Source organism: Nitrospirillum amazonense (genome assembly GCF_029594735.1).
Classification (GTDB): Bacteria; Pseudomonadota; Alphaproteobacteria; order Azospirillales; family Azospirillaceae; genus Nitrospirillum; species Nitrospirillum amazonense.
Genome location: NZ_JARPAF010000002.1, coordinates 700,187 through 722,420, shown reverse-complemented (window position 1 = coordinate 722,420; position 22,234 = coordinate 700,187). Strand labels below are relative to the sequence as shown.

At 71.2% G+C, this 22,234-nt stretch carries 23 protein-coding genes; 12 read left to right on the top strand and 11 right to left on the bottom strand.

Features of this window, described 5'->3' with window-relative positions; genetic code table 11:
- The first annotated feature begins 88 nt into the window (after positions 1 to 88).
- Positions 89 to 1,843, top strand: a complete 1,755-nt coding sequence (locus P5F91_RS09540; protein ID WP_277907087.1) for a potassium/proton antiporter — start codon at positions 89 to 91, stop codon at positions 1,841 to 1,843.
- Between the two features lie 48 nt (positions 1,844 to 1,891).
- Here the strand turns inward: P5F91_RS09540 and P5F91_RS09535 are convergent, their stop codons facing one another.
- On the bottom strand, positions 1,892 to 2,473 hold the full coding sequence (locus P5F91_RS09535; RefSeq protein WP_322954632.1) for an ActR/PrrA/RegA family redox response regulator transcription factor: 582 nt from the start codon (positions 2,471 to 2,473) through the stop codon (positions 1,892 to 1,894).
- A 250-nt stretch (positions 2,474 to 2,723) separates the two neighbouring features.
- Positions 2,724 to 4,100 (bottom strand): ActS/PrrB/RegB family redox-sensitive histidine kinase, encoded by a 1,377-nt coding sequence (locus tag P5F91_RS09530; RefSeq protein WP_277907086.1) that lies wholly within the window; start codon positions 4,098 to 4,100, stop codon positions 2,724 to 2,726.
- 197 nt (positions 4,101 to 4,297) lie between these two features.
- On the opposite strand from P5F91_RS09530, the gene P5F91_RS09525 reads away from it, so the two are divergent.
- Entirely contained in the window at positions 4,298 to 4,690 is a 393-nt protein-coding gene (locus tag P5F91_RS09525; RefSeq protein ID WP_277907085.1) for a hypothetical protein, read from the top strand.
- 103 nt (positions 4,691 to 4,793) lie between these two features.
- Here P5F91_RS09525 and cobT read toward each other — a convergent pair whose 3' ends face one another.
- On the bottom strand, positions 4,794 to 5,831 hold the full coding sequence (gene cobT, locus P5F91_RS09520) for a nicotinate-nucleotide--dimethylbenzimidazole phosphoribosyltransferase (RefSeq protein ID WP_277907084.1): 1,038 nt from the start codon (positions 5,829 to 5,831) through the stop codon (positions 4,794 to 4,796).
- An 84-nt stretch (positions 5,832 to 5,915) separates the two neighbouring features.
- Between cobT and cobS the strand changes: the two genes are divergently transcribed.
- The 3 genes from cobS (at position 5,916) to P5F91_RS09505 (ending at position 8,285) form a co-directional block, all read left to right on the top strand.
- Entirely contained in the window at positions 5,916 to 6,731 is an 816-nt protein-coding gene (gene cobS / locus P5F91_RS09515) for an adenosylcobinamide-GDP ribazoletransferase (RefSeq protein WP_145610511.1), read from the top strand.
- 47 nt (positions 6,732 to 6,778) lie between these two features.
- Entirely contained in the window at positions 6,779 to 7,396 is a 618-nt protein-coding gene (locus tag P5F91_RS09510; protein WP_277907083.1) for a histidine phosphatase family protein, read from the top strand.
- A gap of 202 nt (positions 7,397 to 7,598) precedes the next feature.
- Positions 7,599 to 8,285, top strand: a complete 687-nt coding sequence (locus tag P5F91_RS09505; protein ID WP_145610513.1) for a lipid-binding SYLF domain-containing protein — start codon at positions 7,599 to 7,601, stop codon at positions 8,283 to 8,285.
- A gap of 46 nt (positions 8,286 to 8,331) precedes the next feature.
- Here the strand turns inward: P5F91_RS09505 and P5F91_RS09500 are convergent, their stop codons facing one another.
- Genes P5F91_RS09500 through hemC form a run of 5 tightly spaced genes read right to left on the bottom strand, consistent with a single transcriptional unit; the run spans position 8,332 to position 14,373 of the window.
- On the bottom strand, positions 8,332 to 9,312 hold the full coding sequence (locus tag P5F91_RS09500) for a cobalamin biosynthesis protein CobD/CbiB (RefSeq protein ID WP_145610514.1): 981 nt from the start codon (positions 9,310 to 9,312) through the stop codon (positions 8,332 to 8,334).
- Entirely contained in the window at positions 9,309 to 10,793 is a 1,485-nt protein-coding gene (locus P5F91_RS09495; protein WP_277907082.1) for a heme biosynthesis protein HemY, read from the bottom strand. The genes P5F91_RS09500 and P5F91_RS09495 overlap by 4 nt, the downstream gene beginning before the upstream one ends.
- Entirely contained in the window at positions 10,790 to 12,643 is a 1,854-nt protein-coding gene (locus tag P5F91_RS09490; protein WP_277907081.1) for a COG4223 family protein, read from the bottom strand. The genes P5F91_RS09495 and P5F91_RS09490 overlap by 4 nt, the downstream gene beginning before the upstream one ends.
- Before the next feature lie 17 nt (positions 12,644 to 12,660).
- The gene (locus tag P5F91_RS09485) at positions 12,661 to 13,392 is read right to left on the bottom strand and encodes a uroporphyrinogen-III synthase (protein WP_145610517.1); all 732 of its coding nucleotides are present in this window, start codon (positions 13,390 to 13,392) and stop codon (positions 12,661 to 12,663) included.
- Between the two features lie 21 nt (positions 13,393 to 13,413).
- Positions 13,414 to 14,373, bottom strand: a complete 960-nt coding sequence (gene hemC, locus P5F91_RS09480; RefSeq protein ID WP_277907080.1) for a hydroxymethylbilane synthase — start codon at positions 14,371 to 14,373, stop codon at positions 13,414 to 13,416.
- A 126-nt stretch (positions 14,374 to 14,499) separates the two neighbouring features.
- Between hemC and tsaD the strand changes: the two genes are divergently transcribed.
- Positions 14,500 to 15,570: a tRNA (adenosine(37)-N6)-threonylcarbamoyltransferase complex transferase subunit TsaD gene (gene tsaD, locus P5F91_RS09475; RefSeq protein WP_145610519.1), complete on the top strand. Its 1,071-nt coding sequence runs from the start codon at positions 14,500 to 14,502 to the stop codon at positions 15,568 to 15,570.
- A gap of 59 nt (positions 15,571 to 15,629) precedes the next feature.
- Here the strand turns inward: tsaD and P5F91_RS09470 are convergent, their stop codons facing one another.
- Positions 15,630 to 17,012, bottom strand: a complete 1,383-nt coding sequence (locus P5F91_RS09470; RefSeq protein WP_145610520.1) for a metal-dependent hydrolase family protein — start codon at positions 17,010 to 17,012, stop codon at positions 15,630 to 15,632.
- Between the two features lie 178 nt (positions 17,013 to 17,190).
- On the opposite strand from P5F91_RS09470, the gene P5F91_RS09465 reads away from it, so the two are divergent.
- The 4 genes from P5F91_RS09465 to P5F91_RS09450 all read left to right on the top strand — a co-directional run bounded on the left by P5F91_RS09465 (position 17,191) and on the right by P5F91_RS09450 (position 19,409).
- Entirely contained in the window at positions 17,191 to 18,183 is a 993-nt protein-coding gene (locus P5F91_RS09465) for an NAD(P)H-dependent glycerol-3-phosphate dehydrogenase (RefSeq protein ID WP_422394459.1), read from the top strand.
- 22 nt (positions 18,184 to 18,205) lie between these two features.
- Positions 18,206 to 18,490, top strand: a complete 285-nt coding sequence (locus P5F91_RS09460; RefSeq protein ID WP_145610522.1) for a YciI family protein — start codon at positions 18,206 to 18,208, stop codon at positions 18,488 to 18,490.
- A gap of 168 nt (positions 18,491 to 18,658) precedes the next feature.
- Positions 18,659 to 19,072 carry an EVE domain-containing protein gene (locus tag P5F91_RS09455; protein ID WP_145610523.1) on the top strand — a complete coding sequence of 138 codons (414 nt, stop codon included), beginning with the start codon at positions 18,659 to 18,661 and terminating at the stop codon, positions 19,070 to 19,072.
- The gene (locus P5F91_RS09450; RefSeq protein ID WP_277907079.1) at positions 19,065 to 19,409 is read left to right on the top strand and encodes a Rieske (2Fe-2S) protein; all 345 of its coding nucleotides are present in this window, start codon (positions 19,065 to 19,067) and stop codon (positions 19,407 to 19,409) included. The genes P5F91_RS09455 and P5F91_RS09450 overlap by 8 nt, the downstream gene beginning before the upstream one ends.
- Here P5F91_RS09450 and P5F91_RS09445 read toward each other — a convergent pair whose 3' ends face one another.
- Complete coding sequence (locus P5F91_RS09445) at positions 19,410 to 20,306, bottom strand: LysR family transcriptional regulator (protein ID WP_277907078.1); 897 nt, start codon at positions 20,304 to 20,306, stop codon at positions 19,410 to 19,412. It abuts the gene before it with no gap.
- Positions 20,307 to 20,448: 142 nt separating this feature from the next.
- Between P5F91_RS09445 and P5F91_RS09440 the strand changes: the two genes are divergently transcribed.
- Both P5F91_RS09440 and P5F91_RS09435 read left to right on the top strand, forming a co-directional pair.
- Positions 20,449 to 20,922 carry an SRPBCC family protein gene (locus P5F91_RS09440; protein ID WP_277907077.1) on the top strand — a complete coding sequence of 158 codons (474 nt, stop codon included), beginning with the start codon at positions 20,449 to 20,451 and terminating at the stop codon, positions 20,920 to 20,922.
- 64 nt (positions 20,923 to 20,986) lie between these two features.
- On the top strand, positions 20,987 to 21,646 hold the full coding sequence (locus P5F91_RS09435) for an NAD(P)-dependent oxidoreductase (protein ID WP_277907076.1): 660 nt from the start codon (positions 20,987 to 20,989) through the stop codon (positions 21,644 to 21,646).
- 16 nt (positions 21,647 to 21,662) lie between these two features.
- Here P5F91_RS09435 and P5F91_RS09430 read toward each other — a convergent pair whose 3' ends face one another.
- Positions 21,663 to 21,986: a hypothetical protein gene (locus P5F91_RS09430; RefSeq protein WP_145610528.1), complete on the bottom strand. Its 324-nt coding sequence runs from the start codon at positions 21,984 to 21,986 to the stop codon at positions 21,663 to 21,665.
- Positions 21,987 to 22,234 lie beyond the last annotated feature (248 nt).

Here is a 22,234-nt window from a genome sequence, read left to right as displayed (position 1 = left end):
GTCCAAGGGCTTGGGGCTGGGGTAAGCCTCAGGCGGTTCGGGTCAACGGGGCGCCGGAAGCGGCCGCCCGGGGGGAGCAAGTCGGCCAGTGCATCACGTCGACACCATCATCTTCGCACTCGGGTCGCTGCTGATGCTGGCCATCCTGGCCGGCCGCGCCTCCTCCCGCATCGGCGCGCCCCTGCTGCTGGTGTTCCTGGCGCTGGGAATCGCCGTCGACAAGCTGGCCAACTTCCAGTTCAACGACTACCGCCTGGCCTCGTTGGTCGGGTCCATCGCCATCGCCGTCATCCTGTTCGACGGCGGCCTGCGTACGCCCAAGGCGGTGTTCAAGGTGGCGCGCTGGCCGGCCTTGGTGCTGTCCACCGCCGGCGTGCTGGTCACGGCCGGCGTCACCTGCGTGGTGGCGCGCTGGCTGTTGGGTGTGGGCTGGGCCCAGGGCTTCCTGATCGGCAGCATCGTCGCCTCCACCGACGCGGCGGCCGTGTTCCTGCTGCTGCATCAGCGGGGCCTGCGCCTGCGCCCCCGCGTCTCGGCCCTGCTGGAGGTGGAGTCGGGCCTGAACGACCCCATGGCTGTGTTCCTGACCCTCCTGTCCATTCATGCGGTGCAGGGGGCCGGCTTCGGCTGGGCGCAACTGGGCCAGTTCGCGCTGGAGATGGGTGGCGGCGGCATCATCGGTGTCGCCGGCGGCTTCGCCCTGTCGGCCATCATCAACCGGCTGGAACTGTCGGCCGGCCTCTACCCCATCCTGGCGCTGGCCGGCACGCTGTTCATCTTCGGCGCCACCCAGACCATCGGCGCCTCCGGCTTCCTGGCCGTCTATCTGGCCGGCTTCATCATGGGCAACCGCCGGGTCAAGGCGCGGCAGATCATCGAGCGTTTCCACGACGGGCTAGCTTGGCTGAGCCAGATTTCCCTGTTCCTCATGCTGGGCGTGCTGGTCTCGCCCGACACGCTGGTCCGCGTGGCGCTGCCGGCCCTGGTGGTGGCCGTGGCCCTGATCCTGGTGGCGCGGCCCCTGGCCGTCACCCTGTGCCTCTCCTTCTTCGGCTTCGCCTGGAATGAGAGGCTGTTCATCTCCTGGGTCGGCCTGCGCGGTGCGGTGCCTATCTTCCTGGGCCTGCTGCCGGTGCTGTCCGGATTGCCGGGAGCCGAAACCTATTTCGGCATCGCCTTCGCCGTGGTGCTGCTGTCCCTGCTGGCCCAGGGCTGGACCATCGGCCCGGCTGCGCGCCTGCTGGACGTGGAAATCCCGGCCGATCCCGAACCGCCCGGCCGCGCCGACATCGACCTGCCGGTGGACGGACCGCAGCAGCTGGCCATGCTGACCGTGGCGCCGGAGAGCGAGGCGGCGGTGCGCGGCCTGGGCCGGCTGGTGGTGCCGGAATCCGTGCGCGTGCTGGCCATGATCCGCGAGGGCCATCCCGTGGCGCCGGAGGAGGTGCGCGTGCTCTACCCCGGCGACGCCGTGCTGGTGCTGGGCGAACCGGCTGCCCTGACCGCCATGGAACGCCTGTTCGGCCGTCGCGACCACGGCCGCCGCGCCGCCGGGCTGGGCGATTTCCAGGTCAAGGGCGACACGCCGCTCGCCACCGTGGCCGGCCTCTACGGTTTCGAGGCGCCGGGCGTCGACGGCGACATCGCCATCGGCGAGCACCTGGCCCGCCGCCTGGGCCGCCGCGCCTCGGTCGGCGTGCGCCTGAAGGTGGGCGAGGTCGCGCTGATCGTGGCGTCGATGGACGAGAACCGGGTGACCGAGGTCGGCATCGACCTGACGCCCAATGAACGCCCCTGGACGCGCCTGCGCCAGGGCCTGAAAGGGCTCAGGCGCAGCGCCTGAGCCCTTTTCAACCAGGACCCAAACCGGCCCCTTTGGAGCTAACCGCGATCAGGTTCTGGGCGCGTGCTTGTTCAGGATGCGCTGCAGGGTGCGGCGGTGCATCTTCAGGCGGCGCGCGGTTTCCGAGACGTTGCGGTCGCACTGCTCGAACACCCGCTGGATGTGTTCCCAGCGGACGCGGTCGGCCGACATGGGGTGTTCCGGCGGCGGCGGCAGGGGGCCGTCGGTCAGCAAGGCGGCCTCGACCGCGTCAGCGTCCGCAGGCTTGGGCAGGTAGTCGACGGCGCCGGCCTTCACGGCCGCCACGGCGGTGGCGATGTTGCCGTAGCCGGTCAGCATGACGATGCGCGCCTCGGGCCGGGCGTCGCGCAGGGCCTTCACCACGTCCAGGCCGCTGCCGTCCGCCAGGCGCAGGTCGACCACGGCGTAGCGGGGGGCCGCTTCCTGCGCCACGTCCACGCCCAAGGCCACGCTGTCCACCGCCACCACGTCGAAGCCGCGCTTTTCCAGCGCGCGGGCCAGGCGGATGCGGAAAGGGGCATCGTCGTCCACCACCAGCAGGCTGCGCGACGCGTCCCCGGTGAAGCCGAGGCGCATGGGATCGATCACGTCACCGGTCTCAACGTTCATTCTCGAAAACCCCTTATTTTCCGGCCATGCTGCAGGACGGTTGCAAACTTACCAACGACCTTACTACGTCGTGTTTGGACGCTTCCGTGCGATTCCGACACGCGGCAAAAGGACGCCCCGTCTTGGCCGGAGAGATGGACACGAGATTATGTCCATCCAAGGGCGGCAATACGCGATTGTCCACCATACGAAGGTTTCCCATTCTTTTGCGCAGGTCCGCCGGCGCGCTGCCTCGTCTTGCGCGGCCCCGTCACTGGGCCGCCGGCAGCGGGCCGCTCCAGTTCACGGTGACATGGGCGCCGGCGCCCACGGGCGTGCTGCCCGGCCGACCGTTGGCGTAGGAGACGACGGCGCCGGTGCGTTCCAGCAGGATCTGGGCGATGAACAGGCCCAGCCCCATGGTGCCGCCGCCACCGGCGCGCACCGGCACCTGCTCCAGCCGCTCATCCCGGTCGGAAACATAGGGTTCGCCCAGGCGTTCCAGCAGGCTGACGGGGAAGCCGGGGCCGTCGTCGGCCACGGTCAGCACCAGGGCGGAGGGATCGCAATGCAGGGTCACGTCCACCCGGGTGGTGGCGAACTGCATGGCGTTCTGAAGGATGTTGCCCAGGCCGTGCTGCAGTTCGGGCGACAGCGGCAGGGGGGAGGCCGCGCCCTCCTCCGCCCCGGTCACGGTGATTTCCAGCGCCACGTCCGCCCGGCGGTGGGGGGCAGCCACGGCCTCGATCACCTGCACGGGGCCCAGGGGGGCGTAGGGCTCCATCTCCCCCTCCGCGTCCGGGCGGCGGGCCAGGTCGGCCAGGATGACGCGGCAGCGGTCCGACTGGCTCTGCAGAAGCTGGATATCCTCCACCCAGGGGCTGTCGGGCGGCATGTCGCGGGCCAGTTCCTTGGCCACCACGGCGATGGTGCCCAGCGGGCTGCCCAGCTCATGCGCCGCCGCCGCCGCCAGCGCGCCCAGGGCGGAGGCCTTCTGCGCCCGGGCCAATGACACCTGGCTGGCGATCAGGGCCTGCGACAGGTCGCGGCCGGACTGCGCCACCTTGTAGACGTAGGTGGCGATGAAGATGGCAGACAGGGTCAGGGCCGCCCAGATGCCGCCCAGATAGATGGGCGACAGAGTGACGCCGTTGCTGGCCGGCCAGGACAGGGGCATGGCCAGGGCCCAGACCAGGGTGAGGCAGGCGGTGGTCAGCGTGGTCAGCCCCGTGACCAGCCGGCGTCCCAGCATGCTGGCCCCCACCATCAAGGGCGCCAGCACCAGCACGGCGAAGGGATTTTCCAACCCGCCGGTCAGCATCAGCAGCACGGTCAGCTGCACCGTGTCATAGCCCAGGAACAGCACCGCGCCCCGTTCGGTCAGGAAGGGGCTGCGCCGGCGCCGGGCGATGGCGTAGAGGTTGATCAGCAGCGACACCGCCGTCACCGCCAGGGCGGGCAGCAGGGGGATGTCGATGCCGACCAGGTCTTCCACCGTCAGCAGGGTGACGGTCTGGCCCGCGATGGCGATCCAGCGGATGGTGTTGAGCGTGCGCAGGTTGATGCGGGCGGCGGCCCAGCGTCCCCCCTCCGGCCGCGCGTCGGCCGCACCGTCATCCACCGTTCCTGCCCACGCCTGCCGCGTCATCGACCTGATCGTCCTGGGTGAAGATTAGCCTGGATAGGCCAACGGCAACCATGCCGGGCGTCAAGCTATAGCGCACGGGCCATGGCGTCGCACCTGTCGGCTGTAACAGCGTCTTGCTGCCCCTTGCCCCCGGCCGCGCGGCGTTGATAATTGCGGGAGGATGGCGGCTCATCGCCCCTGCCGGTGGAGAAGGTTCCTTGGACAGCCAGCGCAAATTCGCGGTGCAGAAACCCCAGGGCAAGAAATGGGAAACCCTGGCCCTGGTCGATAATCTGTCGGCCGGCAAGCGGGAGTTCAGCGAAGCGGTGCGCAGCCACGGCCGGGGCTATGTCCGGCTGATCCAGGTGGATTTCGAGAGCGAGGAGGCGCTGTCCAACTACGACTGGCGCCTGGTGGAGCTGCACGACCCCTACAAGGGCACGGGCCGGCCCAAGCCCACGGTGGTGGCGGGATCCGAACGCGCGGCCAAGCCCAAGAAGGGCAAGGGCCCCAGTGAAAAGGTGGCCGTCCCCATCCGCACCTGGATGCTGGCCTGCCTGGTGGCGGTGGCCGTCGGCGTCATGTGGGTGGTGACGTATCACCGGCCGTGAGGGCCGGTTGGTTCGCCCCGGGCGCCTGCGGCCGCAGTCGCGGCCTAGCCCAGTTCCGGCTGGAACTGGGCCTTGGCGCTTCGAGGACGAGCGTAGGAGTGCCTTAATGCGTCGCCCGGCCCTCGCCGCCGCGCGTGGACACGCCAGCCTCGGCGAAGGTGGCCATGCCGGTGTGGCAGGCGACGGCGGCCTGCAGGATGGGCAGGGCCAGGGCGGCGCCGGAGCCTTCGCCCAGACGCATGCCCAGGGTCAGCAGCGGTTCCTGCCCGATAGCGTCCAGCAGGCGGCGGTGGGCCGGCTCGGCCGACAGGTGGCCGACGATGCAATGGTCCAGGGCGCGGGGGTCCAGCTTGTACAGCACGGCGGCGGCGGCGGTGCAGGCGTAGCCGTCCAGCACCACCGGCGTGCGGGCCATGCGGGCCGCCATGATGGCGCCGACGATGGCAGCCAGCTCATAGCCGCCCAGGGCGCGTAGCACATGGAAGGGGTCGGCCAGCAGGTCGGCGTTGGCCGCCACGCCCGCCGCCACCACGGCGGCCTTGCGCGCCATGCCCTCGGCATCCAGGCCGGTGCCGGGGCCCACCCAGTCCTCCGCCGTGCCGCCGAACAGCGCCAGGCACAGGGCAGCGGCGGAGGTGGAATTGCCGATGCCCATCTCCCCCAGGCACAGCACGTCGATGCCGGTTTCCACCGCCATCATGCCGTAGGCCATGGCGCGGGCGCAGGCCTCCTCGCTCATGGCGGGGCCGTGGGTGAAATCGGCGGTGGGGTTGTCCAGGTCCAGCTCATAGACGCGCAGGTCGGCGTCGGCCTGGCCGCACAGCTGGTTCACGGCGGCACCGCCCTGGGTGAAGTTGTGCACCATCTGCGCCGTCACCGCCGACGGATAGGCCGAGACGCCCAACGCCGCCACGCCATGGTTGCCGGCGAACACCGCGACGCGCGGATGCTGCACCCGGGGGGGCGTGCGGCCCTGCCAGGTGGCCAGCCATTCGGTCAGGCTCTCCAGCCGGCCCAGGGCGCCGCGCGGCTTGGTCAGCTGCACCTCGCGCTGCATGACGGTGGTGGCGGCCTCCAGATCCGGGCCCGGCAAGTCGGCCAGGACGCGGCGGAATTCGTCGAAGGAGGGGATGTCGCTCATGATGCTCCGGCCCGATAATGGGACCCGCGATCAGGCGCCGGAGTGGCGCTGGCGGGCGGACGGGACTTCCCGTATACCGGAACCATGACTGATGCAACGGGGCCGCGCCTGGGCGGTGTCTTCGCCGAATTCATAGCCGCCGTGATCTTTTTGACGCGGCTGCCCATCCGTTGGCGCGGGGCCTGGCCCCAGGACCTGGATTCCCGGGCCCTGACCTGGTTTCCCATCGTCGGCACCCTGATCGGCGCCGTGGGTGGCCTGGTCTATTGGGGGCTCAGCAGCGTCAACGTCCCGCCCCTGCTTGCGGCCCTGCTGACGGTGGGCGCCCTGATGGGCCTGACCGGGGCCCTGCATGAGGACGGCCTGGCCGACGTGGCCGACGGTTTCGGCGGCGGGCGAGACCGCGATGCCAAGCTGACCATCATGAAGGACAGCCGGGTGGGCACCTATGGCGCCGCCGCCCTGGTGCTGAGCGTCGCCGCCCGCACCCTGGCCCTGGCGGCCATCGCCAGCCCCCACCACGTGGCCGTGGCCCTGATGGGCGCGCACGCCTATTCCCGCGCCTTCCTTCCGGGCATGAAGCTGTTGTTGCCGGAGGCGCGACTGGTGGGCAACAGCGCCAATGTGGGCAAGCCCAACAGCGCCCGCGCCCTGGCGGCCCTGCTGGCCGGCTTCGTCCTGGCGGCCACCACCCTGAGCAAGCTGCCACTGGACGGCGGCATGACCCGCCTGGCCATCCTGGCGGTGGCGGCCGGCGGCGTCCTGGTCGTGGCCCAGCTGGCCCGGCGCCAGGTGGGCGGCATCACCGGCGACGTGCTGGGGGCGACGGAACAGGTGGTGGAGATCCTGTTCCTGGTGGCCGTGACCGGCGCCCTGGGCGGCTCCGTCGCCATGCCATGACCACGTCCTTCCCCCCCTCGGCACCTCCGCCCTTGGCGACGCCCCCCTTGGCGAAGACGGTGCGGTGGTGGTGGGTGCGCCACGCCCCCCTGGCGCAGCCGCATCAGATCGCCGGACAGGCCGATGTGGAACTGGCCCTGTGGCCGGGCTCCAGCGCCCAGCTGACGGCGGCCCGTCTGCCCACCAGCGCCGTGTGGCTGGCCAGCCCCCTGGGCCGTACGCGGGAGACGGCCGCGCGCCTGGCGGCCCTGGTCCCCGCCGCCCCACCCCAGCCGGCCACCGACCCCCGGCTGATGGAACAGCATTTCGGCGCCTGGCAGGGCCACAGCTACGCCGAACTGGAGGATGCGGGCGACCCGCACCTGGCCCCCTTCTGGACCGATCCGTCCAGCGTCGCCCCGCCCGGTGGGGAAAGCTTCGCCGAGGTGTGCCGCCGCGTGGCCGAGGCGGTGGAGGAATGGAGCGGCCGGCAAACCGGCGACCGCGACATCATCTGCGTCAGCCACGCCGGCCCGGTGCGCGCCGCCATCGCCCAGGCCCTGGCCCTGCCCCCCGCCACGGCCCTGTCGCTGGACGTGGCGCCCCTGTCGCTGACCCGCCTGGACCGCATCGCCACCGCCGATGGCCCCGTCTGGGCCGTGCGCTGGATCAACCGCATCCCCTGACCCAACCTTGCCGCACGGCCGCCTTACTTCGCCTTTAGGGTCACCCCTACGGTGTCGGCGGCTTGGGGCCTAATGAGGCGTGCCCGTCTGGGGGCGCCCGACTGGGCCATGGGCGGCAGCACCCAGATATGGTAGGAATTCTGCCAACAACGTCAAAAGATGGTTCAGCCACGCTGAACCCCGACTAATGAGGATGAGGAAGATGATCGATCGGCGGCAGGTGTTGGCGGGTGCGGCGGCGGGCGTGGCGCTCGCGCTGGGAACCGCGATGCCGGCGCGGGCGGAGGTGACGGAGGCGCAGCTGATGGTGGAGCGCGCGCGGCTGACCGCCATGACCCTGCTGGGCGATCCGCAATACGCCCCGCTGAAGAACCTGCTGGGCCGGGCCAAGGGCGTGCTGATCCTGCCCAACGTCATCCAGGCCGGTTTCTTCCTGGGCGGCGGCGGCGGCACCGGCGTGCTGGTGGCGCGCGGCACCGACGGGTCGTGGAGCGGCCCCGCCTTCTACACCATGGCCGAGGCCAGCTTCGGCCTGCAGTTCGGCGGCCAGCAGGCGCAGATGATGCTGGTGATCATGACCGACAAGGGCCTGAACGCCGTCATGGACCGCAGCGTGAAGCTGGGCGCCGACGCCAAGGTGGCGGTGGGTGAGCTGGGCACCCAGGTCGGCGCCGGCTATGGCGTGGGCGTGGACGCGGACATGTACGTCTACGCCAAGACCAGCGGCCTGTTCGGCGGCTTGGCCGTCGATGGCTCGGTCATCACCCCGCGCAAGGAATGGAACGACATTTTCTACGGCCAGCAGACCACCCCTGAGCAAATCCTGCTGGACCGCGCCTTCTACCGGCCGGAAGCCCAGGCTTTGGCGAGCGTGCTGAGCGGTAGTTGAGGGATACCGGGGTCACCTCGGGCACCCACCGGCGCCTGGGGACCTCTCACGCCCACACCAGCGCCAGCAGCGCGATACACACGGCCAGCAGGCCGGCGGCGGCGGTCAGGGCCACGACGGCGCGCATGTCGCTGGCGTCGACGCGGGCGCGGCCGGTGCCCAGCCAGTCCTCGTAGACCACCATCTCGCCCTCCTTGCGCGGGCCGGCCAGGGCCAGGTTCAGGGCGCGGGCCACGGCGGCCACGGGCAAGGCGGCCGTGCCCTGGACGTGCTGGGTGCGCAGGGCGGCCAAGGCCGTGCCCGGACGGCTGCCGGGCACCATCAGGCAGCCCGCCGCCAGGAACAGCACGGTCAGGCGCGCCGGCACCCAATCCATGACCAGCAGGGCGCGGCGCGCCGGCCGGCCAAAGGCGGCATAGCGGGGTGAGGTGTGGCCCACCGTCGCCGCCACAGTCTCCACCGTCACCCAGATCATCAGGCCCGGCAGGTCGAACAGCGCGAACCAGAACAGCGGCGCCACCAGGCCGCGGCTGACCTGCCCCACCAGTGACTCCATCCCCGCCCGCAGCACGGCGTGACGATCCATGGTCCACACCGGCTTGTGGGTCAGCGGCGCCACCGCCTGACGCAGCGCCTCCTCATCCGCCGCCGTGGCTGCGGCCAGCAGGCCGCGCATGGTGACCAGCAGGCGGCCGAAAAGCAGCGCCCGCGTCACCAGCAGCAGCGACAGCAGCCAAGCCACGCGCAAATGCACGGCGGCGATGGTCAGCACCAGGGCCGCCAGCCCCACCCCACCCGCTAGGACCAGGACCAGCAGGGCGCCGCGCGCCAGGCGCACGCTATCCAGCCGCTCGATCCGGTTCAGGCGCTTGTCGGCCCAGCGCACGGCGCCGGCCAGCTGGCTCTGCGGCGTCGCCAGCCAGCGGTCCACGGCGGGAAAGCCGGCGATGAAGGCGTTCAGCACCAGGGCCAGCGCCAGCAGCAACAGCGATTCCGCCCGGGGCGGGGCGAACGGTAGGGGGATCATGTCCGTCTACCGGGCCTGAGGCTGGCCAGGGTGAACGTCGGCAGCCGGTCCGACAGGCGGCGCAGGCTGCCCTCCTCCGCCCCGCCCGCCGGCGGTTCCGGCGGCGGCAGGAAGCCCAGCGTCTCGGCCGCAGCGCCCTGCGCGCCACCGCCCGGCACGCGCGAGGCCCCTGGTACACGCCAGGCCAGGGTGTCAAAGCCGCCGCAATGGCTGCACAGCGCCCCCCAGGTGGGGTTGACGCCGCCGCAGGCCTGGCACACCCAGGCGGCATCGGGGACGGCCCTGGCCGCCTGGGCCAGGTGGCCGCGCTCCTCCGCACCCTGGCCATGCTCGGCCGTCGCCAGTGCGGCCAGGCGGCGGTAGACGCGGGCGGTGGGCCGCAGGGCCAAGGCGCGGGTCAGGTGACCGCGGGCCAAGCCCCACAGGCGCGCCTCGGTCGCCGCGTCGGCCAGGGCGACGTGGGCCTCCGGCACGTTGGCGTCCAAGGCCACCAGAGCCTCCAGCCGCTTCACCCGGGCCAGCGGGTCGGCGGCGGCGCCAGCCTTCTCTCCGGCGACACCCCAGGCGGCGGCCAGCTCGGGATGGGGCGCCAGCCGCCAGGATTGTTCCAGGGCGCGGGTGGCGGCACGGGCGGACCCGGTGGCCGCCAGCAGGCGCGCGGCCTGCACCGCCGCCGGCACGGACGCGGGCTCCAGATCATGGGCCTTGCGCGCCAACGCCAGCGCCTGGTCCTGGTTGCCGTCGGCCTCCGCCGCGCGGCTGCGTTCCACCAGCAAGGCGGTGCGGTGGCGGCGCAGGGTTTCCACCGGCAGGGCCTTGGCCGCCGTCAGGGCGTCCAGCGTGGCCGCCGCGGCGGTCCAGTCGCCGGCGCGCGCCTGCAGGTCGAACTGGGTTAGCAGGGGCCAGCGCGCCTTGGGCTTCAGGGCCGCCGCCTCCTGCACCAGGCCCAGCGCCCGCTGGGTCTGGCCGGCGGCCAGCGCCTGCAGGGCCAGGCCGCGCACGCCGACGAAGGCCATGTCCGGCTGCTTCAGCGCCGCGCCACGCTCGCGCATGGCTGTGAAATGGCCGGCCGCCGCCGCCTCGTCCCCCGCCAGTTGCGCCGCCTGGGCGGACAGCAACAGGGTCAGCGACGGTTCGCTCAGCAGGCCGTCGGCCTTGGCGGCCAGGCGGCCGGCGCCCGCGCCGTCCCCGCTGGCCACTGCCAGAAAGCCCCGGCCTAGGGCCTGGTATCCCCGCGTGCGCCGGCTGGTGCGGCGCCCCGCGCCGAGGCGCCCGGGGCTGCGCCATACCAGCACGAACAGGCGCACCAGGACGTAGGCCACGACCGCCAGCAGCAGCAGGGCCACGGCCACCACGCCCACCTGGGTCTGGATGATGTAACCCTGCCAATCCAGCCGCAGGGTGCCCGGCCGCTGCGCCACCCAGACCGCCAACGCGATGACCAGGCCCAGGCGCAGCAGGAACCACAGCGTCCGCCTCATGGGTGACCCCCGTCCGCCGGCTGGGATTGCGACGGGCCGCCACCCTCGGCCGGCACCGGCTCGCCCGGCTTGGCCTCCTCGGGCTTCGCCATGTCAGCCTTGCCGGTGTCGGGCGACGGAGCGGGCACGCTTTCGGCTGGCCGTTCCTTAGGCGGAGGCAGGCCGGCCTGCACATCGCTGACGGCACGGCGCGAGAGCCGGTTCATGGCGTCATCGGCGCTCAGCCGCGCCTGGGCATCGCGCAGCCAGGCCTGCACCTCGGGTGCCGCCGCCGACGGGCCGGACAGGGCCGACATTTCCGCCACCGCCGTGCCGATGTCGCCCCGGTCCAAGGCAGCGCCGGCGCGCGACACTACGGCGTCCGGTGCGTTGCCCTCGACGCGCCCGTCCTTGCGGCGGATGGTGACCAGGGCCTTGATGTGGCCCCACAGCTGTTGCAGCCAGTCGGCCCCCTCCGGCACCTGGGCCGCCTGCTGGGCGGCGGTGGCGGCGCGGTCGAAGCCTTCGCGCAGGGCCACAGGGCCGGCCAGTCCGGTGGCCTGGCTTTGCGCCAGCCGATCCAGCGCTTGGCGCAGGGCGTCGTCTTCCGGCGCCAGGCTGCGCACCGCCGACAGCTCCACCCCATAGGGCCGGCCGGACAATAAGGCCGCCTGCAGCTGGTTGGTCGCCACCAGCAGGGCCTGGCCGCGGCCGGCGGCGGCGGTCTGCGCCGCCAGCCGGCCGGACAGTTCCTCCCGCTGCTGTGCCGACTGGGCCAGCGCCTGCTCCAGCGCCCGCTGCCGGTCGGTCAGGCGGTTGAACTGGTCCGTCATCTGCTCCAGCCGGGCGGTCAGGGCCGGGTCGGGGGCGGCCGGTGCCGGGGCACCGTCGGCGTTCACCGCCGGGGCGGCGGCCAGCCTGGCCTTCAGGTCGGCCACCTCCTGCTCCAGCGCCTGCTGGCGCTGGCCGGCGGCGTTCAGACGGCGGACCATCTCGGCCAAGGTCGCCTCCGTCCCCGCCTGCTCCGCCGATTGCGCCGGCTGGGCGGTCCCTGATTGGGCAGCCGGGAGGGCGGCGGGCAGGCCGGCGCGGCTCAGCCACGGGTCCAAGACGCCGGCGCGGTACAGCGACCAGCCACCGGCGCCCAGCGCCGCCAGGGAGATCAACAGAGCGAGGGCCGACACGGCCCCCCCACCCCGGCGCGGCGGCGGGGCGGCTGGCCGAGGCGCATCGCGGCGGATGGCGTCGGGCTTGGGTGCCTCCACACGCGGTGCGTCCGCCCGGGGCGGCTCCGCCATGGGGGCGTCCGTTTTCGGCAATTCCATGCGGGGGCGATTCGCGCGGAAGGTCTCGCCCGGTGGCGCGGGGGGCGGCGGCGGGGGTGGTGGCACGGCATCGTCCGGCCGGGCGCCCAGACGATAGCTGCTGGCGGGGGCCGACGGCTCCCCGTCCAGGGAGGGCTGGCCGGCGAAGGTTACGGGGCCGGGCGATAGGGGTCGATCGTCCGGCCCCGGCAGGGCGATGACCGCAGAAGGAGGTGGGCTGGCGGATGCTTCCGGCGCACCCATCACGGCATCCAGTTCGGTGGCTGTCAGGACCAGCCCCAGGCGCGATGCCGCCGCCTCCAGGTCGGCACGGCGGTTGGGTGGAATATGACCGCGCTTTTTCCAGCCCTGGACCGTGGTCACGGGAATGCCCAGCTTGGCCGCCATGGGCCGGATGCCGCCGAACCGTTCGACGATGGCGTCCACCTGCGGATTGGCGCCCGACTGGACCAAACCGCCTTGTCCCGTACCAGGGGCGGGGCCCATGCCGGGGGTGGGGCCCATGCCGGAGGTGGGGGACGGGGCGTCCGAACCTTCACCGCTCATACGGCGATCCTTTCATCCTAAAAAACGCGTCCGGGCCCGTCGGGCACCAGGGCCAGCAGGTCCAGCAGGGCGGCCTGGTTGGGATGGGCGGCCACGGTCACGTGGCGGAACAGGGAGGCATCCCCCAGGGCGCCCGCCACCGCCGGGCTGAGGCACAGGGCTGAAACGGCGCCGAGATCGGCACGGCCCTGTACCGCAAGGTTAACAAACGTACGCGCCGACCGGGCAGAAAAAAGCAGCACATGGTCAACTGCGCCGGCCACCAACGCGTCACGGATACCGGGTAGCAGGGCATCCGCCGCCACCGCGCGGTACAGGACCAGGCGCTGGGCGGTGAAACCCTGGGCCGCCAAGGCACCGGCGGGATCGCCCGCCATATCGACACCCGCGGCGTGCAGCAGCAGGCCCGCGTCGGGCCGGGTTTCAGCTGCCACCAGGCCAACCAGGTCATCCGCGTCACCGGCGGCAGACCGTACGGTGGTGAAGCCCAGGTCGCGCGCCGCGGCGGCGGTGCGGTCGCCCACCGCGTACAGGGGCCACGTACGGGGGGCGCCCTGCCGGGCCAGGGCCCGTACGCCATTGACGCTGGTGATCAGCACGGCCTGCACCATGTCCAGCGGCGGCAGGGTGGCCGCCACATCCTCCACCGTCATCAGCGGATCGATCAGCACATCATGGCCCAGGGCCGCCACGGCGGCCGCCGTGCGGTCGGCCTCCGGCTGGGGGCGGGTGATGAGGACGGTGGCCATGGGTGCCGTCCGCTGCCGTGGTCAGGAGACGGTGAAGATGCCGGGCGGCAGGCGGTCCTTCAGCTCGGCACCCGCGTCCAGGCCGGCGGCCAGCGCCTCGGCGGCGGCGAAGCGGCGGCTGGTGGTGACGATGGTGCGGCCGTCGGGGCTGAGCGCCATGGCCTCCATGTCCATGCTGCCGTCGGCCAGCACCCGCGCCAGCGCGGCGATGGGGGTGCGGCAGGACCCGTCCAGGGCCGTCAGCACGCCCCGCTCCGCCGTCACCCGCAGGGCGGTCTCGGCGCAGTTCAGCGGCGCCAGCAGGCCGTTGGTCACGGCGTCGGCCACGCGCGTCTCGATGCCGATGGCGCCTTGGGCCACGGCCGGCAGCATGATGTCCGCCTCCAGCACCGCCGTCGCGTGACCGTCCAGGTTCAGGCGGCGCAGGCCGGCCATGGCCAGCAGGGTGGCATCCACCTCGCCCTCCGCCAGCTTGCGCAGGCGGGTCTGCACATTACCGCGCAGGGGCACCACGGTCAGGTCCGGGCGGCGGGCCAGCACCTGCGCCTGGCGCCGCAGGCTGGCGGTGCCGACAACGGCGCCGGCCGGCAATTCCATCAGCGTGGCGCCGTCGCGGCTGAACCAGGCATCGCGCGGATCCTCGCGCGGCAGCAGGCAGGTGATGTCCAGCCCCGCCGGCAGCACCGTGGGCACGTCCTTCATGGAATGGACGGCCAGGTCGATCTCCCCCGCCAGCAGGGCGTCTTCGATCTCCTTGGTGAACAGGCCCTTGCCGCCCGCCTCCGCCAGCGTGCGGTCCAGGATGCGGTCGCCCGTCGTCTTGATGACGACGATCTCGATGGCGCCCGGCAGGGCAAGGTGGGGATGGGCTGCCCCCAGCCGGTCGCGCGTCTCGTGCGCTTGGGCCAGGGCCAAGGGGCTGCCCCTTGTTCCGATACGCAGGGGAGCAATGGAAGTATGATGGGGCGTCGCGGTCGTCATGCTTGTCTGTCTATCCCCCTTTGCGGTTGCGGGAAAGGCCCCGGTCGGTGACAACGGCGCAAATCGTGCCGATTTGATATGGCTTAGGCCCGGCAAACGCCGGCTGGGTGCCGAAGGTTTTGAGTGATGATCGTCCTGGGTATCGAGACCAGTTGTGATGAGACCGCCTGCGCCATCGTCGATGACGCGCGGGGCATCCGCGCCAACGTCGTGCTGTCGCAGCTGGACGAGCATCGCCCTTATGGCGGCGTCGTGCCGGAGGTGGCGGCCCGCGCCCACCTGCATTACCTGGACGGCCTGATCCGCCAGGCGCTGGATGAGGCGCACCTGGATCTGGGCCAAGTGGACGCCATCGCCGCCACCGGCGGGCCCGGCCTGATCGGCGGGGTGATCGTGGGCGTCATGACAGCCAAGGCCATGGCGGCGGCGCGCGGCCTGCCCTTCGTCGCCGTGAACCATCTGGAGGGCCACGCCCTGACGGCGCGCCTGACCGATGACGTGCCCTTTCCCTACCTGCTGCTGCTGGTCTCGGGCGGGCACTGCCAGTTGCTGGAGGTGGAGGGGGTGGGCCAATACCGCCGCCTGGGCACCACCATCGACGACGCGGTGGGCGAGGCCTTCGACAAGACCGCCAAGCTGCTGGGCCTAGGCTATCCCGGCGGTCCGCTGCTGGAAAAGGCGGCGGCTCGCGCCACCAACCCCGGCCGGTTCGAGCTGCCGGCCCCGATGAAGGGGCGGCCGGACTGCGACTTCTCCTTCTCGGGCCTCAAGACCGCCGTGCGCCGGCATGTGGAACAGCTGGGCACGCCGACCGACGCCGACGTGGCGGACCTCGCCGCCGCCTTCCACCATGCCGTGGGCCAGTCGCTGCTGGATCGCTGCGACCGCGCCATCAAGGCCTTCAAGGGTCGGCATCCGGCCAATGAACAAGGAGGGGGCCGGCACCTGGTGGTGGCCGGCGGTGTCGCCGCCAACAAATACTTGCGGGAGCAGTTGGCCAAGCTGGCGGCCAAGCGCGGCCTGATCTTCACCGCCCCGCCTCTGAACCTCTGCACCGACAACGCCGCCATGATCGCCTGGGCGGGGCTGGAACGCTTCCGCCTGGGCCGGACCGACGGCCTGGACTTCGCCCCCCGCCCCCGCTGGCCGCTGGACCCGACCGCGAAGCCGATGAAGTTTGCGGGGGTGAAGGCTTAAGGCCCCCGGCGTGAAAGTCAGGCCGTGACGGTGGGCCGGGCGGCGATGGCCGCCCCACCTCAATGCGCGGTGCTGGTGAACACCTGTTCCGCACCGGCCTTCTTGAAGACGACGCCGCCCTTCATCACGAAGTCGACCTTGCCCATCAGCGTGATGTCCTTGGTCGGGTCGCCGGGGACGGCGACGATGTCGGCGTACTTGCCGGCGGCGACGCTGCCGATGTCCTTGTCCTTCTTCAGCAGGGTGGCGGCGTTGATGGTGGCCATCTGCAGGGCGTACATCGCCGGCATGCCCACCTGGACCAGCAGGGGGAAGTCCTTCCAGTTCTCACCGTGCGGGTAGACACCAGCGTCGGTGCCATAGGCGAACTTCACCCCCGCCTTGTAGGCGTCGCCCACCGTCTTCATCAGCTGCGGGCCAACCAGCAGCGCCTTGGCCTGCACCGCCGGCGGATAGGCGTGGGGGTTGCCCTTGGCCTTCTCCGTCACATAGGTGCCCGTGTAGATGGTGGGCACGTAGTAGGTGCCGTGCTCCTTCATCAGCTTCATGTCCTGGGCGTCCATGAAGGTGCCGTGCTCGATGCTGTCGGCGCCGGCGACGACGGCGCGGCGGATGCCCTCCGCCCCGTGGGCGTGGACGCCGACGATGTAGCCGTACTCATGCGCCGCGGCGACCAGGGCCTTGGTCTCCTCCTCCGTCAGTTGGCTGTTGTCGACGCTGCCCGACAGGTCCAGCACGCCGCCCGTGGTCATGATCTTGATGGTGTCGACGTTCTGCTTGTAATGCTCACGCACCGCCTTCCAGGCGTCGGCCGTGCCGTTGATGATGCTGTCGTGCGCGCCGACGTCGGGCTGCAGGTCCATACGCAGGCCATCGCCGTCGTCGGCATGGCCGCCGGTGGAGCCGATGGCGGGACCGGCCGTGAGGATGCGCGGGCCGGCCACCCAGCCCTTGTTGATCTGGTCGCGCAGGGCCACCGTCTCATAATGGCTGTCGCCCAGGTTGCGCACGGTGGTGAAGCCGCCCAGCAGGGTGCGCTTGGCCCACACCGTGCTGCGCACCACCCAGTCGGCCAGGTTGAAGTGCAGCATGTCGCTGTAGACGGTGGGGGTGAATTCGTTGCTGAGATGGACATGGGCGTCGATCAGGCCCGGCAGGCAGGTCTCCCCCGCCAGTTCAACCACCTCGGCCTCAGGCCGGGTGATATAGCCGGAGACCACCTCGGTGACGCGGTCGCCTTGGATGACCACGCTGCTCTGGCCCAGCATCTTGCCGGCCACCGAGTCAAGCAACGCCGGGCAGTGCAGCACCACCGGCTTGGGCGCCGGGGCGGCGTCCTGGGCGTGCGCGCCCAGTGGGGCCAGCGCGCAACCGGCCAGCAGGGCAAAGGAATAGGCGGCGCGGCGGGCGCGGCCCGCCGTTGTCATCGTACCAACAGCCATTTCGGCATCCCCTTATTCAGAAGCCATGTCCCTGTTTCACCCGCCGGTTCACCGCCCGGTCGGCTGGGCGCCACGGTATCATCGCCTCGGCACCGCCGCCACCGGCCCATTGCGGAAGCCGGCCCATCCGGGGTAAGCCAAGGCCAGCAATCGCTTATGACGTCCGGAGGGGATGGAGATGCAGCGGATCGGTGTCATCGGGGCGGGCGCCTGGGGCACGGCGCTGGCCATGGCCGCCCGCCGGGCCGGGCGTGACGTGGTGCTGTGGGCGCGCGAGCCCGAAGTGGTGGCCGCCATCAATGGCAGCCACGAGAACACCCCCTTCCTGGCCGGCGTGGCGCTGGACCCCGCCATCCGCGCCACTGGCGACCTGGCGGAGGCCGTGCGGGCCGACGCTGTGCTGCTGGTGACGCCGGCGCAGCACATCCGCACCACGACGGCGAAGCTGAAGCCCCTGCTGGCCAGCGGCACACCGGTGGTGCTGTGCGCCAAGGGCATCGAGATCGCCACCGGCAGCCTGATGACCGAGGTGACGGCCGGCGAGTTGCCCGGCACGCCGCTGGCCGTGCTGTCCGGCCCTACTTTCGCCGCCGAGGTGGCGCGGGGCCTGCCCACCGCCGTGACCCTGGCCTGCCGTGACGCGGCCCTGAGCCAGGGCCTGGCCCAGGCCCTGGGCAGCCTGACGTTCCGCCCCTATGCCAGCGACGACCTGGTGGGGGCGGAGATCGGTGGGGCGGTGAAGAACGTGCTGGCCATCGCCTGCGGCATCGTCGCCGGGCGCGCCCTGGGCGACAACGCCCGCGCCGCCCTGATCACCCGCGGACTGGCGGAGATCGCCCGCCTGGGCCAGTCGCTGGGCGCCAGGCCGGAAACCTTCATGGGCCTGTCCGGCCTGGGTGACCTGACGCTGACCTGCGGCAGCCTGCAATCCCGCAACATGTCGCTGGGCCATGCCCTGGGCCAGGGGCAGCCCCTGGCCACCATCCTGGCCGGCCGCAATTCCGTGGCGGAGGGCGTCTACACAGCGGAAGCCGTGGTGCGCCTGGCGGCCCGCCGGGGCGTGGACATGCCCATCTGCCAGGCGGTGGATGCCATCCTGAACCATGGCGCCGACGTCAACGCCACCATCCAATCCCTGTTGTCCCGCCCCCTCAAGCCCGAGGGCGCATAAGCCTTACCGGAGAGCCGTTCCCATGCACTTCGCCATCACCTGCACCGACAAGCCCGGCAACCTGGACCTGCGCCTGGCCACCCGCCCGAAGCACCTGGAATATCTGGATAGCCAGGTGGCCCATATCGTCGTGGCCGGCCCCCTGCTGGACGCCGAGGGCAAGAACCCCGTGGGCAGCCTGTTGGTCGTGGATTTCCCCGACGAAGCTGCCGCCCAGGCCTTCGCCGCCGCCGACCCTTATGCCCAAGCCGGTGTTTTCGAATCCGTAATGATCCAACCCTTCCGCGTCGTTTATCCGAAGGCCTGATCGGCAGCACCGCCACCGCCATCCCAGTTTTTCCCTAGGCCGCGCCCCCGTTTAAATACAAGGGGGCCGCCGGAGATTTACGGGGAGCCGCAGGCGGACTGGAAGTCGAGGATAAGCCAAGCGGTCAGGTGGCCGCGTCCGGCGCCTGAGGGAACAAGGAAACAAGAGATGCCCTACTGGCTGGTGAAGTCGGAACCCTTCAAATATGCGTGGGACAAGTTCGTGGCCGACGGCCGCACCCATTGGGATGGCGTGCGCAATTACCAGGCCGCCAACAACCTGAAGGCCATGAAGGTGGGCGACCGCGCCTTCTTCTATCACTCCAACGAGGGGCTGGAGATCGTGGGCATCGCCGAGGTGGTGCGCGAGGCCTACCCCGACCCGTCGGATGAAAGCGGCCGCTTCGTCATGGTGGATCTGAAGCCGGTGATGCCGGTGAAGACGCCCCTGACGCTGAAGGAGATCAAGGCCGACCCCGAGCTGTCCAGCATGGCCCTGGTGCGCCAGTCGCGCCTGTCCGTCTGCCCCATCACGGATGCGGAGTGGAAGGGCGCCTGCCAACGCATGGGCGTCGATGCCTGACGCCATCCCCTCTCCCCTATGCCATCTGGCGGACATCGCGGATGGCCAGGCCAAGGGGATCACCTGGGGCAGCGGCGGCGCGCGCGAGGAGATCCTGGTGGCGCGGCGGGGCGATCGGGCCTTCGCCTATCACAACCGCTGTCCCCATGTCGGCACCACCCTGGACTGGACGCCCGACCAGTTCATGAGCGCCGACGGCCGCCACCTGCAGTGCGCCACCCATGGCGCCTTGTTCCGGGTGGAGGATGGCCTGTGCATTCACGGCCCCTGCGCCGGCCGCAGCCTGACACCGGTGCGTGTGCGCGTCGAGGACGGCGCCGTCCACCTGGACGGCTGATCAGGCGCCCCCGATATAGGCTGCCAGTTCCTCCGGCGTGCCGGCGGGAAACGCCTCCTTCAAGTAATCCAGGAAGGCGGAGACCCGCGCGCTGAGCAGACGTCGTGAGGGATAGAGCGCCCACAGGGCGATCTCCGGCCCCTCCACATCCCCCCAATGCACCAGCGTGCCGGCGGCCAGGTCGTGGCTCACCAGGGAAATGGGCAGGCGCGCGGCGCCGACGCCCGCCCGGACGGCATCGCGCACCATGACCAGCGATGACAGGCGCAGCACCGGGTCCGCCACGATGGGCGACCGTCCCGCCGGCCCCACGACATCCCAGGTCCCGCCCCCACCGGACGTCCCCCGCGCCACCGCCGGGACCGGGCGGCCGTCCGCCGGCGGGACCAGGCGGGGACTGGCGACGACGACCAGACGGTCGCGCAGGAAGCAGCGTCCGACCAGGCTTTCGTCCGGATCGGGATTCACCCGGATCACCAGGTCGTAGCCTTCCTCCACCATGTCGACGGGCCGGTCCTCCGTCGTGACCTCCAACCGGACGTCGGGGTATTTCAGCGCGAAGCCGGCAGCGATCCTGCCCATGGCGGTCTGCGAGAACAGCAGCGGCGCGCTGACCCGCAAGCGGCCCCGCGGCCGATCCCCGCCCGAGGCGATCGCCGCCGCCGTCTCATCCAGTTCGGTCAGCAGCGCGCCCGTCCGCTGAAACAGGGCCCGCCCCTCCTCCGTCAGCTTCAGAAGCCGGCCGCCACGCTCGAACAGGCGCAGGTTCAGGGCGGCCTCCAGCTCGGCCACGCGGCGGGACAGGGTCGCCTTGGGGCGGCCCGAGGCGCGGGCGGCCCGCCCGAACCCGCCGTGCCGGGCGACAAGGTTGAAATCGGCGAGGGCGAGCAGATCCATCTGTTCCATCTTTGAGACGAGATGTCCAAATCTACCGCCTATCGGCCCAGATATGGATCATTAAATTTGGGGGTGTCTTCAAACGCCAGGCACGGCCCAGCCGAACACCCTGGCAAATCCATTCCGAGCGAGGAGCGCCATCATGATCTATTCGACCGCCACCGTTCCCGTGAACCCGCAGGGCGAGGCCCCGCTGACCCGCGCCCAGGTCTGGAAGGGCCTGGTGCTGAAGGCCCGCGACGCCCGCCTGTTCCTGCCGCCCAACCTCTGCACCCGCTGCGACGTGGTGGAGGAGAGCGCCACGCACATCGTGCGGGAGGCCACCATCGGCGGTGCCAGCCTGCGGGAGATCATCGCCTTCGAGCCTGAGGCCAAGGTCACCTTCTTCCAGGCCACCGGCCCGCGCGAGGGCGCCATCGTCAACGAGCTGGTCGAGGATGCCGACGGCGCGCTTCAGCTCCGCTTCTATTGCTATCTCGGCCTGCGCGGCAAGGAACCGAACGGGGCCGAGGAACAGGCCGAGCAGGCGCAGTTCGACAGCGACCGGGGCTACAAGGCCGCCCTGCTGTCGACGCTGAAGCGGACCCGCGATCTGCTGGCGGAAGGCCGGCTCTGATCGACGCCCCTACCATCCACGCGGGGCGCCGCCCAGCCGGCGTCCCCTTTTCCGAGGCAGCATCATGCAAAATTCCGTAATGGACAGCACCCCGCCCAAGATCCTGGTCCTGGGTGCCACCGGTCCCACCGGCCGTCTGATTGTTCGCCAGGCGATCGCGCAGGGGTATGACGTCACCGTGCTGGCGCGTTCCGCCGAAAAGGCGCGAGGGCTCGACGGGGCGACGCCCGTCCTCGGGGACGCCCGCAATGAGACCGTCCTGCGCCAGGCCCTCAAGGGGCGGGACGCCGTCATCAGCGCGCTGGGCACGCCGGCCAGCCCGTTCCGTGAGGTGACATCCCTTTCGACCGCGACGCGGGCCCTGGTGGACGCGATGAAGGCCGAGGGTGTCAACCGCCTGGTCTGCATCACGGGGATAGGCGCCGGCGACAGCGCCGGGCACGGCGGCTTCCTGTTCGACAGGCTGATCTTCCCGCTGCTGCTGCGCAAGGTCTACGCCGACAAGAACCGGCAGGAGGCCATCGTCAGGGACAGCGGGCTGGACTGGGTTCTCGTCCGTCCGACCATCCTGAACAACCAGCCCAGCCGCGGCGGCGTCCGCGCGCTGACCGACCTGACCGGCGTCCACGGTGGAACCATATCGCGGGCGGATGTCGCGGGCTTCGTCCTGAAGCAGGTGCGCGACGACAGCTGGCGGCGCCGTGCCCCGCTGATCACTTGGTGACGGCGCGCCGGTGCCATTAAGCCGATCGGGTCTTCATGGTGGCGGCGAAGTCCTCGGTCGTGGTGACCATGCGGCGGGCGATCACACCCACCTCGCGCGCCACGTCGGCGACGGTGGGGGCGGACAGCGTATCGGCGGCGTCATTGGCAACCGCCGCCGAGGACGAGCCCCTCTCCGCCGTGGCCAGACCCGAGGTGGTACGGGTCACGGCCGGATGGGACAGCGCGCGCAGCACGCTGTCGATGGCCATGAGGCTGGTACGGCTGCTGATCTGGCTCAGCCGGCCGATCAGATCCGTCGTATCATGTCCCGTACCGTTGTCCCCAACACCCGTGGTCATGGGCATCCCTATCCGCGCAAAGTCCGGGCCGGAAGGTGGCCCGCCCCGAATGACAATAGCCGCATTATGAATAACACAAGATGAACACGGGCGGGAGCCGCGCCGAAGGGGAAAGGACATGGGGGAAAACCATCCTTTCGCGTCACCCTGAATGGTTGGCGGGGTGATCCATGTCATGGACCCACCGTCCCGCCCTGGTTTTTCATGATTCCCAGCCCCGGAAAAGTCGGCAAACCCGTGAATTGCCG